Raw genomic sequence first — 12,667 nt, forward strand, 5'->3', positions numbered from 1 at the left:
CCAAATCACAGGCTGCGACGCCGTGCCGCCAAACCGGCGATACCCGCGCAGATCAGGTCACCCGCAATGATGATCATCCGGGACACGAGCGCCACCGCGATGGCCGAGCCCCGGTCCATGACCGGTGAGAGCACCGCCACCATCGCCACCTCCCGCACCCCCGCACCCGCGGGCACCACGAAGGTCAGGATGCCCAGGCACCACGACAGGGCGAACGCGCCGACGGCGAAGAGCAGCCCGCCCTGCGGCGCCACGGCATACAGGTGCACCCCGTAGGCCGTCCACCCGGCCAGCGCCCAGCCGAGCGCGGTCAGCATGCCCCGCCGGGTCAGCGGGCGCTCCAGCGGCTCCCGCTTGAGCTTGCGCAGCCCGAACCCGATGACCGCGTTGATCACCTTGGGCTCCAGCAGCACCAGGAGCACGGGGACGGCCGGCAGCAGCCAGCCGTACCGGTTCCAGCCGAGCGTGCCGAGCGTGACCAGCAGGCCGGTGGCGAGCTGGATGGGCATCATCAGGAAGAACGCCGCGGCGCTGCGCGAGCGCGGCACGCCGAGGTCGCGGCCCATCTCCATCTGCGCCAGCACCGGCCAGACGGCGCCGGGGATGTACTTGCCGAGCTGGCCCACGAAGAACACCTTCGCCGCCGGTCGCAGCGGCAGTGGGGAGCCCAGGTCGGCCAGCAGCGTGCGCCACGTGAGCATGGCGCCCAGCAGCGCGGCCACCACGGCTGCCAGGGAGGCGGCCAGCATCGGCCACGACAGCTTGGCGAACCCGGCCAGCACCGCGTCCCACTGCGCGGCCACGGCCCACGCCCCGAACCCCAGGGCCACGGCCAGGAACCCGAACCGGACGACCTTCCTGAGCAGCGGCTTGGGGGTGGTGCGCGGCTCCGCCGTACTCAAAGGACCTTCTCGGGCGGCTGCGGCAACGCGGCGCCGCGCGGACGGCGGGGCGTCTTCGTGGCCACCCACAGGTAGGTCGGCACCAGCGGAAGGAGCAGCTTGAGCACCTCACGGGGCGTTTTCGCGAGGACGGCCTGCGCCGCCTTGCCCGCCGGCCCGGGAAAGAGCTCGCCACCGGCGAAGCGGCCCGGCGTGGCCAGCACGGGGAAGGTGTAGTCCCAGACGTGGAAGGCGCGCAGCATGCGCTTGAGGCCGCGGCGGGTGCGGAAGCGCTCGTAGTAGTGGTCGGCCCGGCCGAAGGCGCGCACGTAGCGGTCGGCCAGCGACGGCGGCAGGTAGGACAGGAACGGCAGCTTGTAGTGCGGCTCCATGACGCCCAGCCGGTTGCCGAGGCCGAGGTAGAGCACGCCGTCGTCGGACAGCACCCGGTGCATCTCGGCGACGACCGCGTCGGGGTCGACCACGTGCTCGTAGATGTGGTTGAAGACCAGCACGTCGAGCGAGCCGTCGGGGAACGGCAGCGCGGTGCCGTCGCCGCAGACGAACGCGACCCGCTCGCCGAAGCGGTCGGCGGCCTTGCGCAGGCCGGGCACGTCGATGTCGATGCCCAGCGTGTGCTTGGCCCCGGCGCCGGCCAGCTCGTCGGCGATGAACCCGGCCGAGCAGCCGACGTCGCCCACGGTCAGCCCGGCCAGCGGTCCGTGGAAGTGCTCCAGCACCGCGATGATCTTCGCGGCCTTCCTGCGGCGCTTGTCCTCGTCGAGCATCGCCGCCTGGAACTCGGAGTATTCGAGCTGCTGTTGCCTTGCCACGCTGCCCAACAGTACCCGCACCCGACATCAACCCGTTGTCAAACCGGCTTTGGTACTGTGCCCGCCTGACATCTGGGGCACGCCTGACATATGGGTGTATTGGGGGAATGTTGTTCGAGAAACTTCGGGGCGAGTTCATCGACATCGTCGAATGGCTCGACGACAGCCGCGACACCATCGTCTGGCGCTTCCCCCGCTACGAGAACGAGATCAAGATGGGCGCCCGCCTGGTCGTGCGCGAGTCCCAGGTGGCGGTCTTCGTCAACGAGGGCCAGATCGCCGACGCCTTCGCCCCCGGCACCCACACGCTCGAGACCCAGAACCTGCCGATCCTGTCCACGCTCAAAGGCTGGAAGCACGGCTTCCACTCCCCCTTCAAGGCCGAGGTGTACTTCGTCAACACGCGGCAGTTCACCGACTTCAAGTGGGGCACCCAGAACCCGGTCATGGTCCGCGACCCCGAGTTCGGTCCGGTACGGCTGCGCGCGTTCGGCGCCTACTCGGCCCGGGTCACCGACGCGCGCAGGCTGCTGCAGGAGCTCGCCGGGACCGACCAGCAGTTCAGGACCGAGGAGGTCGAGGGCTACCTCCGCCAGATGATCGTCAGCCGGCTGGCTCCCGCGCTGGCCACGGCCGGGGTGCCCGTGCTCGACCTGGCCGCCAACCAGCACGAGATGGGACGCCGCCTGGCCGAGGTGCTCAGCACCGACATGGCCGCGTCCGGCATCGCGATCACCACCTTCAGCTTCGAGAACATCTCCCTGCCACCCGAGGTCGAGAAGGCCGTGGACAAGCGGACTCAGATGGGCATCGTCGGCGATCTCGGGCAGTACCAGCGGTTCCAGGCGGCCGAGGCGATGGAGGCGGCCGCGGGCAACCCGAACGGCGCCATGGGCCTCGGCGTGGGCATGATGGCCGCCCAGGCCGCCTTCACCCCGCCCCCAGCCCAGGCCGCCTCCGCCCCGGCCCCGGTTCCGCCGCCGTTGCCCGGTGAGCAGTGGTATCTGGGCGTCAACGGCGAGCGCCAAGGCCCCTTCGACCGGGCGGCGCTGGCCCGCGCCGGGCTGACCCCGGACACGCTGGTGTGGACGGCCGGGATGGCCCAGTGGACGCCGGCCCGCGACGTGCCCGGACTCGCCCAGCTCCTGTCCCAGACGCCCCCGCCCCTGCCACCCTCCTGACTCTCCCCTGTCCGAGGACGGACTGGACTCCCCCAGAAAGGCCGCAGCCGTTGTCCACCCCCGCCCAGACCACCCACCCGTGCTCGGGCTGCGGCGCGAGCGTCGCCTACGCCCCGGGCACGAGCCTGCTGCGCTGCCCCTACTGCGGGCTCGAGCAGCAGATCGCCGCCCCTGCCCGCGCGGTCAGGGAACACGACTACTCCGCCTTCCTGGCCAAGCCGCGGGTGCCCGCGCTGGCCGTACACCAGAGCGTGTGCCCGGGCTGCGGCGCCCGCACCGAGAGCGACGCGCTGGCGAAGGGCTGCCAGTTCTGCGGCACCGCCCTGGTCGCCGACACCGCCGCGGGCGACCAGATCGCGCCCGAGGCCGTGCTCCCGTTCACTCTGGACAGGAACGGCTCCCGGGAGTCCCTGCGCGGCTGGGTGAAGTCCCGCTGGTTCGCCCCGAACCGCCTCAAGAAGGTCACCGAGGCGGAGTCGATGAAATCCACCTACGTCCCCTTCTGGACCTACGACGCCGACACCACCTCCGACTACACCGGCTCCCGCGGCGAGTACTACTACGAGACCCAGACCTACACCGAGAACGGCGAGACCAAGACCCGCCGGGTGCGCAAGACCCGCTGGTACCCGGCCTCCGGCACGGTCGCCCGCCGCTTCGACGACGTGCTCGTGGCCGCCACCGGCCGCGTCACCCCCGAGCAGCTCGGCAAGCTGGAGCCCTGGCCCGTCGGCAGCGTGCTCCCCTTCGCACCCGCCTACATCTCCGGCCACCACGCGCTGCGCTACGACGTCGAGCCCGAGCAGGGCATGGAGAGCGCCAAGCAGGAGATGGCCGTCGTCATCGACGGCGACTGCCGCCGGGACATCGGCGGCGACCAGCAGCGCGTGAACACCGTCGACACGACCTACACCGGCGTCACGTTCAAGCTCGTGCTGCTGCCGGTGTGGATCGGCGCCTACCTGTTCGGCGGCAAGACCTACCAGGTGCTCATCAACGGCGTCTCCGGGGAGGTCCAGGGCGACCGCCCCTACAGCTGGGTCAAAATCACCCTTACGGCGCTGGCCGTCGCCGCGCTCATCGGCCTCGTCGTCTGGATTATCGCCGTCAACCGCGCGTAGATTTGGCGAATGCTCCGCCGCCTGCTGCGTGTCGCGCTCGCGCTGGTCGCGCTCGGATTCCTCGGGTACGGCCTGGCCAGAAACTGGGACGCGACCACGACCGCACTGTCCGGATTGTCGCCCTGGGCGCTGGTCGGGGCGTTCGCCGCGGTGCTGGCCGGGCAGTTCTGCATGCTGCTGGCTTGGCGCGAGGTGCTGGCCGGGCTCGGCTCGCCGCTGCCGCTGCGGGTGACCGGGCGGATCATGTTCGTGGGGCAGCTGGGCAAGTACATCCCCGGTTCGGTCTGGGCCTACGCGGCGATGATGGACCTCGGCCGCGACCACGGCAGTCCGCCCCGCCGTACCTTCGCCTGCATCTCGCTCTCGCTGGTGATCAACCTCGGCGTGGCGCTGACGCTCGCCGCGGCCACGCTGGCCACGCACGAGGCGCTGCGGCGGGCCTGGTACCTCGTGCTGCTCGTGCCGGTGATCGTGGTCTGCCTGCATCCCAAGGTGCTGACCTGGGGCCTCAACCTGGCGCTGCGGCTGGCGCGCAAGGAGCCGCTGGAGAGCGCGCTGCCGGGCCGTACCGTGCTGGTGGCGGCCGGGTGGACGGCGCTCGGCTGGCTGATCTACGGCGTGCACACCTGGCTGCTGGCCGGCCGCTGGGACCTCTACGTGCTCGCGACCGGGGCCTACGCGTTCGCGTGGGCGACCGGGCTGCTGACGTTCGTGGTCCCGGCCGGGGTGGGGGTGCGTGAGGGCGCGCTGGTGCTGGTGTTCACGCCGCTGATCGGGACCGGCGCCGCGTTCGCGGTGGCGCTGCTGTCACGGGTGGCCTTCACGCTGGCCGACGCCACCGCCGCCGGGATCGCGTTCCTGCTGGGCCGTCAGGCGTCGAGCAAGGCCGAGACGTACGCCGACCAGAACGGCGCCGGATCCACCGACTTGACCCCCGAGCGCAATCCCACCGGATCCGCGTAGAGCCGCTCGATCGCCTGCCGGAGTCGCCCCACGTCATCGGGCTCGACGAGCAGGCCGTCCACGCCGTCGGTGATGTGATCGGCCAGCGCGCCCACCCGGGTGGCGATGACCGGGACGCCGTGCTCGTGCCCGAGCCACACGTTCTGGCTGGCCGTGGCGTTGCGGTACGGCAGGACCAGCGCGTCGGCCCGCGCGAACAACCCCGACACGTCCTCGGCCGCGACGTACCCCGGCCGCAGCTCCACCCGATCCCGGATCCCCAGCTCGTCGATCAGCCGCCGGGTGTCGTCCAGCCCGCCCCAGAACTCCCCCGCCACGGTCAGCGAGACCCCCTCGGGCAGCGCCCTGAGCAGCAGGTCAAGCCCCTTGTACGGCCGGACGATGCCGAAGAACAACAGGTTCTTGTGCACCTCGCCGGAGCGCTCGGCGCCGGCCGAGGGCAGGTGCGGCGCCATCGCCGCCACGCTGACCTTCTTGCCCGTGAGCTCCCTGGCCAGCGCCGCCTGCTGCTCGGAGTGGGCCAGCACGCCGTCGACCCGCGTGAGCAGCGCCTTCATCAGGGGCCTGTCGTACGGCTTGCGCTCGTGCGGCAGCACGTTGTGGCAGAGCGCGATCGTCCTGGTCTTGCCCGCTATGCCGGACAAAATCCCGAGATATGCGGGCACCTGCACCGGGCTCAGCACCGCGAAGACGACCAGGTCGGCGCGGCGCAACCGGCGTCCGCAGGCGTACCACCCGTCCGGCCGCCGCCAGTCGAGCCTGCGCACGGTCTTCGGGTACGGCTCGCCCTCGGGCGCGGCGATCGTCTGCCGGCCCGGGTAGAGGAAGCCCGGGTACTGCGCCTTCCAGGACTCGATCACCACGTCGTGGCCCAGGGCGCTCAGCCGGTGTGCCAGTTCGGTGGTGTGCTGGGCCCCTCCGCCTTTGTACGGATATGTCGGGCCGACGATCGCGATCCGCACGTATATGTCCCTACTCGCCCCTGCTTCGGACGATCAGGTCGGCCAGCAACGCCACCGAGCCGATCAGCATGCCCGACAGGAAGATCATCACGGTGTTGGCCGGGAAGTAGAACGGGTGCTGGATCATGTCCCAGACGCCCTTCGCGAACCCGATGCCGACCAGCCACAACGCCGGCGGCATGAGCACCTTCAGCGGGTTGAAGTACATGATCATCCGCAGGACCTGCAGGATGTAGCGGTAGGCGTCGGAGACGAAGCTGAACTTCGACTTGCCGGCCCGCTTCGCGTAGTCGATCGGCAGGTAGTAGACGTCGTGCTGGTTCGACAGGAACGACAGCGTGATCGTCGTGACGCACGAGAACCCGGGCGGCAGCAGCCGCAGATACGGCCGCGCCACCGACTTGCGGAAGGCCCGCAGCCCCGAGTTGAGATCCGGGATCTTCTGCCCCGCGAGCTTCTCGGCCACCTTCCTGATGACCCACTTCGCCGGGACCCGCAGCAGCTTGTGCGACCCCTCCTCCGACGTGCGCGCGCCCACGACCTGGTCGACCGTCTGGTCCTTCTCCAGGATCTGGACCAGCTCCGGGATGCGCTCGTTCGGGTAGGTCATGTCGGCGTCGGTCCACACGACGATCTCGCCGCGCGCCTCCTGGGTGCCGATCCTGCGGACGGTCCCCGATCCTCCGTTGCGGTGGAACGCCCGGATCCGCATGTTCGGATAGTGCGGGGCGGCCTCCTGCAACTTCGCCAACGTGGCGTCGGTCGAGCAGTCGTCGACCGCCACCAGCTCATAGGTGTAGCCGCTGGAGTCCATCGCCTTGGTGATGCGCTCGACCTCGTCGAGGACGTGATTCTGCTCGTTGTAACACGGCAGGACGATGGTGACGTAAGGCGCTTGTTCCACTTCCACGGCGGTTCCACTCTGGGGGGTCTCGGGCGTGCTCACGTGGGTCGAGGGTACTCTGCCCAGCGGAACGCGGAGTCCACATCGACGACGCCGGGCGGCCCGTCAGCCATGCCGCCCGATCTCCGCCACCCCGGGAAGCCCCTTGAGAGCGGGCCGGATCCGGCTGAAGTCCGCCGGGCTGGACAGCACCAGGTGGAAGGTCTCGCCGGATGCTTCCAGGGCATCGCGGAGGGTTGGCTTGGCCCTGTTCCAGCCGCCCACCAGCCGCCGAAGGTTCTCCGCAGCGTGCCGATGCGACTCCAGGTAGATCTTCTGCACGCCTTCCACGGTGCGCAGCGTCTCGAAGACGGCATCCCGCTCCTGGTCCGTGATCGGGTCACCTACTCCGCACGGCTCCATGGCAGTCTTCGGGCTGCAGAGAACGACCTTCGCGTCGGCTTTGCCGTCCCAAAAGTCCGTCCCCGAGACGATGACCATGGAGACGCCCGGCAGCTTCTCCAGTTTCGCGTCCAGCTTGTCATTACGGACCTGCAGTCTCGCCCGGAACTCCTCCGGCATGTCACTCTGCCTGACGTCCTTGAGCAGGGTGTCGTTGTGCGCGAACGCCTCGCGGAACTCCCGATAAGCCTCGCGTTTGGTCACGAACCGCACCTCGGAGACGCCGGGCAGCCGCTTGATGGCCCTCTTGATGTTCCGCCTCTGCTCCGCGGTCACCACGCGCCCACGGCACGCCACCATTGGGGTGTCCTTCAAGCACAGGAACACGCTGAGCTCACCCGTCGCAGGCCAGGGCGCGTCGGGAGTGGGCAGCGGCCCGTCGGCCACGGTGCCGTACGCCTGGTTCGTGCCCTCTGGCCCTGGCTCGGCCAGGGCCCCGCTCGTCCCCGCGGTCACCAACGCCATCGTCAACGCCGCGACAGCCCACACACGCCTCATGGCGCCACATCATGACGATCACCGGCGATCCCGGTCAATCCGGTTATCAGCGGTGCCGGGAGATCCCGTGCACGCCCGTGAGCCCCTTCAGCGCCGGGCGGATCCGGCTGAAGTCCGCCGGGCTGGACAGCACCAGGTGGAAGACCTGTCCCGTCTGCTTGGACGCGTCCTGGAGGCTGCCGGAGAAGACCCGCTGGTGGTTCTGCGCGGCATGCCGGTGCGTCTCCATGTAGACCTTCTTCACACCCTGAAGGTTGCGCAGCACCTCGAAGACCGCGTCACGCTCGTGGTCCGTGATCGTCAGGCGGTTCGCGCAGCTGCTGGGACCGCACAGCCGGACCATCGCCCCGGCCTTGCCGGTCCAGAAATCCGAGCGCTGGACGACGGCCGAGGCGATGCCGGGCAGCCTCTCCAGCTTCTCACCCAGCTTGACGTTCGGGCGGTCGAGAGTCGCGCGGAAGTACTGCGGCATGCCGCTCCGGCCACCCGCCTTGGTGCGGCCGGTGTCCTCACGGAAGTTGCGGTACGCCTCGCTCTGGGACACATACCGTACGTCGGAGACTCCGGGCAGCCGCTTGAGCAGCTTCTCGATCTTCCGCTTCTGCTCCGCGGTCACGGCCTGGCCATGGCAGTTCCGCACGTCCGTGCCCTTCGCGCACAGATACACGCTCAGCCGGCCGGTCACCGGCCAGGACCCGTCAGGCGTGGCCAGCGGCGCGACCGCCTCGGCCACAACCCCCTCGGCCCCGGTTCCCACGCGCGAGGTCACATCGTCCGGGCCCAGAGCCGGCTCATCGGAATGCCTGATCCCACCTATAGGGACGTCGGCCGCAGCCACGCCCATCCCGCTGGTCGCCAGCGCCGTCGTTAACGCCGCGACCGCCCACGTACGCCTCATGGCGACACATCATGGCGATCGTCGGCAACTCCGGTCAATTCCCGGCTATGTGGTTATGCCGGGAAACCTGGCGCCCGCTGGCGTCGGGCAGCGGCGACTCCGGTCTGCCCGGCTACGGCCTGGACATCCAGACGTTGATCCGGAGGCTCCAGGTGCCGTTGGGCGGTTCGGTCAGGGAGCGTTCGTCCTGCCGGGTGACCAGGGACATGACCTGCTGCGACCGGCCATAGGGCTGGACCTGGTCCGCGGTGGCGGCGAGCACCACGGGGGTCCGGCCGGTCGTCCTGATCCGGGCGATCAGGCGCTCCACCTCCGGCTCCGGCGCGGTGTCCACGTTCTCCGCCCGGCGCACCTGCGCGACGGGTACGCCGCACATCCCCCGCACCACCTGGGTGAAGCGGTCACCCGTCACCCGCTCGGCCATCAGCACGGAGGCGCCGGGCGGAATCGCCGCGCACATCGCCTCGACGGCCGCCCGTTCCCCACGCTCGATCGGGGTGAACGCGGTCCCGATCGAGGTGATGACCGGCGGGACCAGGATGAGAATCGTGCCGGCCCCGGCCAGCCAGCCCTGGACGCGCCGGCCGTACCCGAATCTGCGGGCGCGGTCGCGAACCCAGCCGAGACCCCACACCGCCAGCACGATCAGCCCCGGGATCACCACCGGGACCAGGCGGCGCGAGGCCCACGGCTGGTCGGGCGTGATCTCCGGGCGGAGCAGCGTGGTGACGGTGGTCCAGCCGATCACGGCCAGCGGCAGGAGCCACGCGAACGCGGCCCCGTTGCGCAGCAGCCTGCGCACGAGTACGGCGGCGCCCACCGTGGCCAGCATCACGACCGGCACGCCGACGTACCAGATCACCCAGTACAGCGACTCCTCGAAGTACAGCCGGGTCCCGTCGATCGGCAGCCCGTTGGCCTTCTGGGTCTCCATGATGAACCTGGCCGTGCGCGCGTCCTCCAGCGTCACCGGCTCCCTGCGCACGGTCTGCACCCACGGCCGCACCGCGAACCCGGCCATCACCAGCACGACCAGGGCCGCCCCGACCTCCGGCGCCCGCCTCGGCAACCGCAGCCGGGCCAGCCGCGGGGCCAGCGCCGTACCCACGACCGTCAGCACCAGCACCACCGCGCAGATCGCCAGCAGCGGCACCACCGAGCGCGACAGATAGGAGAGGTACGGCCGCGCGAACGCATAAGCGGCCAGAAACCCGAGCCCGCCCCCGGCCACCAGCCCGGCCAGCAACGGCACCCCCAGCACACCCTCCACCCGGCCCCGGCCACCGCCGCCCGAAACCGCGGGACCCCCCCGATCGGCTGGTCTGGCGGGGTCTGCGGGTGCTCGGAAGCGGCGCATGGCCACCAGGAGTCCGGCGAAGGCGAGCACGGGCAGGACGTCGCGGAGCCCGTCGATGCGCACCAGGGTGGCCAGCCCGAACACCAGTCCGGCCAGGGCCGCCGCCGGCGGGGCGCCCGTGTGGGGGCCGGCGGGCGTGGGCGCCCGGTGGGCGCGGGCCCGGGTGATGGCGTCGTGGACCAGCGCCAATCCGCCGAACAGCAGGATGAGCGACGGGATCTCGCTGAACGTGGTGCGTGAGGTGTAGAGGATCGGCAGGCTCACCGCGAACGTCAGCGCCGCCACCGGCGCCCATCGGCCGCCGGCCAGCCGGGCGGTCACCCCGCCCACCGTCAGGACGGCCAGCGCGCCCAGGACCGGCGGTCCGAGCAGCAGCCCGCCCAGCCAGTCGGCCGCGGCGTAGAGCATCGGCGGGCCCGGCATGAACTGGGGCACCACCGCGCCGCCGTAGTCGTAGAAGCCGACGCTGTCGAACTGCAGCATGGGATCCGGGCCGCCGAACGCCGCGTCCTGCCGGGGGATCGGCAGGGAGCCGTGGCCGGCCAGCCAGATGGCGTACTGCGCGTAGGTGGCCGGGTCGCGGCGGACGATCAGTTGCTCGCTGTGGAAGACCGCGTTGAAGACGCCCGAGCCGACCGCGATGGCCAGCACGGCGGCGACCTGCCGTCCGGTGGCCTCGACCACCTCCGGCAGCCGCCGCAGCCCCGCCGCGCAGAGCAGCACGATCACCGGGACGGCCGCCAGCACGGTGAACCAGGGCCGCAACATCCCCGCGAGCAGGAGCGGCAGTCCGGCCAGCAACCAGCCGGCCACCGCCAGCGCAGGCAGCAGCGAGGCCAGGGCGAGCACCCTGCCCGCCGACGGCCTCCGTGTCTCGTCGGGCAGGAGCCGGGTGAACGCCATCGTTGATCGCGAGGGTATCCAACACGGCCGACAACCCGCGCTGCGCCGCGTGGGGAAGCCGGTAACGTACGGCCGGGACGGCTGCCATGGAGATGGGGGGCACGTGGAAGGCACGGCACCGGACAAATCCACCACGCCTGCCGGTGACGAGGCGCCTCCCGGGCATCCCGGAAACCACACCGGTCCCAACCCCTCGGAACTGGGCACACTGAACGCCGGACAAGGCACCGCGGAGGGCGGCCACAGCTTGGACGCCGGGCAGGAAGCCACGGAAAACGCCCCGGCCGGGCCCAAGGCGGACACCGGTCAGGACAGCGCAGGAGAGGCCGGGAGTAGCGGCGGCAGCGTGCCGGCCGGGGCGGTGGTGCGGCGGGCCGGGGCACTGGTGGGGCGGCATCGGTGGTTTGCGGGGGTGCTGGCGCTGGGTGTGGTGCTGCGGGTCGTCGCCATGCTGGGGTTCCGGCCGGTGTTGTGGTTCCCCGACTCCTACACCTACATCGTCACCGTCTTCCGCCCCCGCCCCGACCTGGTCCGCCCGGCGGGCTACTCGATGTTCCTCAAGCTGCTGGAACCCTTCCACAGCTTCGCCCTGGTGGCGGCGGTCCAGCACCTGATGGGCCTGGCCGTGGGGGTGATGGTGTACGCGGCGGCCCGCCGTACCCGGATGTGGGTGCGGACGCTGGCCGCGGCGCCGGTGCTGCTGGACGCCTACCAGGTGGAGCTGGAGCACCTGCTGGTCTCGGACACGCTGTTCATGTTTCTGGTGGCCGGGGCGGTGGTGGCGGCGATCCGGCGCGAAGTGTCCTGGCGCCTGGCCGCGGGGGTGGGGCTGCTGCTGGCCGCGGCCACGCTGACCAGGACGATCGGGCAGCCGCTCGTGGTGCTGGTGGCCTGCTGGTTCCTGCTGCGCAGGCGGATCGCGGTGACCGGGGTGATGCTGGTGGCCGCGCTGGTGCCGGTCATGGCGTACATGGGCTGGTTCTACGCCACCTACGACCGGATGGGGCTGGTCGGGGCCAACGGGGTGTTCCTGTACGCGCGGACGCAGGCGTTCGCCGACTGCCGCCGGATGGATCCGCCGCCGGATCTGCGGGTGTTGTGCGATCCGCGGGCGCCGGAGGATCGGCCGCCGTCGCAGGAGTACATCTGGTCGCCGGACTCGCCGCTGGTGAGGCTGCCCGGCATCACGTTCTCCCGGGAGAACGACGATCTGGCCGGGCGTTTCGCGATGCTGGCCATCAGGTCGCAGCCGCTGGACTACGCGGGCTCGATCGTCTCCGAGCTGGCCCGCACGTTCACGTGGGGCCGCCCGGTCTATCCGGACCAGGAGATCTACGACTACTACGAGTTCCCCGAGGGGCAGCCGGGGCCGCCGGGGAGGCACGCGGCGCAGTTGGGCGCTCAGCTGGCCGAGGATCGGTACGAGCGGGCGCCGGTCGGGACGCGGGTGGTGGAGCCGTTCGCCGGATGGATGCGTATATATCAGGACGTGGTCAGGCTGCCGGGGACCATCCTGCTGATCGTTCTGCTGGCGCCCCCGGCACTGGCCGTAATCCGGCGGCGGTCCGAAATGGGGTGGCTTCTGCCCTGGTCGACGACCTGGGCGTTGTTGGTGGTTCCGGCCGCCGTGGCCGAATTCGACTACAGATACGTACTGCCGGCCGTACCCCTGGCATGCCTGGCCGCGGCGCTGGCCACACGCCCTGACCAGGTGAAATCGTAAAG

At 70.8% G+C, this 12,667-nt stretch carries 11 protein-coding genes; 4 read left to right on the plus strand and 7 right to left on the minus strand.

Annotated features, from left to right (window positions below; genetic code table 11):
* Positions 1–5 precede the first annotated feature (5 nt).
* The gene (locus FVE25_RS30340) at positions 6–902 is read right to left on the minus strand and encodes a lysylphosphatidylglycerol synthase domain-containing protein (protein ID WP_246267653.1); all 897 of its coding nucleotides are present in this window, start codon (positions 900–902) and stop codon (positions 6–8) included.
* Complete coding sequence (locus tag FVE25_RS30345; RefSeq protein ID WP_246267655.1) at positions 899–1,714, minus strand: class I SAM-dependent methyltransferase; 816 nt, start codon at positions 1,712–1,714, stop codon at positions 899–901. Before FVE25_RS30345 ends, FVE25_RS30340 begins: the two co-directional genes overlap by 4 nt.
* Before the next feature lie 107 nt (positions 1,715–1,821).
* On the opposite strand from FVE25_RS30345, the gene FVE25_RS30350 reads away from it, so the two are divergent.
* From FVE25_RS30350 to FVE25_RS30360, 3 genes are read left to right on the plus strand one after another with little or no spacing between them, the layout of a single operon-like run.
* Complete coding sequence (locus FVE25_RS30350; RefSeq protein ID WP_157250503.1) at positions 1,822–2,895, plus strand: SPFH domain-containing protein; 1,074 nt, start codon at positions 1,822–1,824, stop codon at positions 2,893–2,895.
* 50 nt (positions 2,896–2,945) lie between these two features.
* A complete protein-coding gene (locus FVE25_RS30355; protein WP_157250504.1) occupies positions 2,946–4,016 on the plus strand; it encodes a TFIIB-type zinc ribbon-containing protein in 1,071 nt (356 codons plus the stop codon).
* A gap of 9 nt (positions 4,017–4,025) precedes the next feature.
* On the plus strand, positions 4,026–4,979 hold the full coding sequence (locus FVE25_RS30360; protein ID WP_157250505.1) for a lysylphosphatidylglycerol synthase domain-containing protein: 954 nt from the start codon (positions 4,026–4,028) through the stop codon (positions 4,977–4,979).
* Here FVE25_RS30360 and FVE25_RS30365 read toward each other — a convergent pair.
* From FVE25_RS30365 to FVE25_RS30385, 5 genes are all read right to left on the minus strand, one after another.
* Positions 4,886–5,941 (minus strand): glycosyltransferase family 4 protein, encoded by a 1,056-nt coding sequence (locus tag FVE25_RS30365; RefSeq protein WP_157250506.1) that lies wholly within the window; start codon positions 5,939–5,941, stop codon positions 4,886–4,888. The genes FVE25_RS30360 and FVE25_RS30365 overlap by 94 nt on opposite strands.
* Positions 5,942–5,951: 10 nt before the next feature.
* On the minus strand, positions 5,952–6,887 hold the full coding sequence (locus FVE25_RS30370) for a glycosyltransferase family 2 protein (protein WP_246267663.1): 936 nt from the start codon (positions 6,885–6,887) through the stop codon (positions 5,952–5,954).
* A 63-nt stretch (positions 6,888–6,950) separates the two neighbouring features.
* Positions 6,951–7,784: a permease-like cell division protein FtsX gene (locus tag FVE25_RS30375; protein ID WP_157250507.1), complete on the minus strand. Its 834-nt coding sequence runs from the start codon at positions 7,782–7,784 to the stop codon at positions 6,951–6,953.
* Between the two features lie 46 nt (positions 7,785–7,830).
* Entirely contained in the window at positions 7,831–8,682 is an 852-nt protein-coding gene (locus FVE25_RS30380; RefSeq protein WP_157250508.1) for a permease-like cell division protein FtsX, read from the minus strand.
* Positions 8,683–8,794: 112 nt separating this feature from the next.
* On the minus strand, positions 8,795–10,942 hold the full coding sequence (locus FVE25_RS30385) for a hypothetical protein (RefSeq protein ID WP_157250509.1): 2,148 nt from the start codon (positions 10,940–10,942) through the stop codon (positions 8,795–8,797).
* Between the two features lie 103 nt (positions 10,943–11,045).
* Here FVE25_RS30385 and FVE25_RS30390 point away from each other — a divergent pair, with 103 nt between their 5' ends.
* A complete protein-coding gene (locus FVE25_RS30390; RefSeq protein ID WP_246267665.1) occupies positions 11,046–12,665 on the plus strand; it encodes a hypothetical protein in 1,620 nt (539 codons plus the stop codon).
* Positions 12,666–12,667: the final 2 nt, after the last annotated feature.

The organism is Nonomuraea typhae, from assembly GCF_009760925.1.
GTDB lineage: Bacteria > Actinomycetota > Actinomycetes > Streptosporangiales > Streptosporangiaceae > Nonomuraea > Nonomuraea typhae.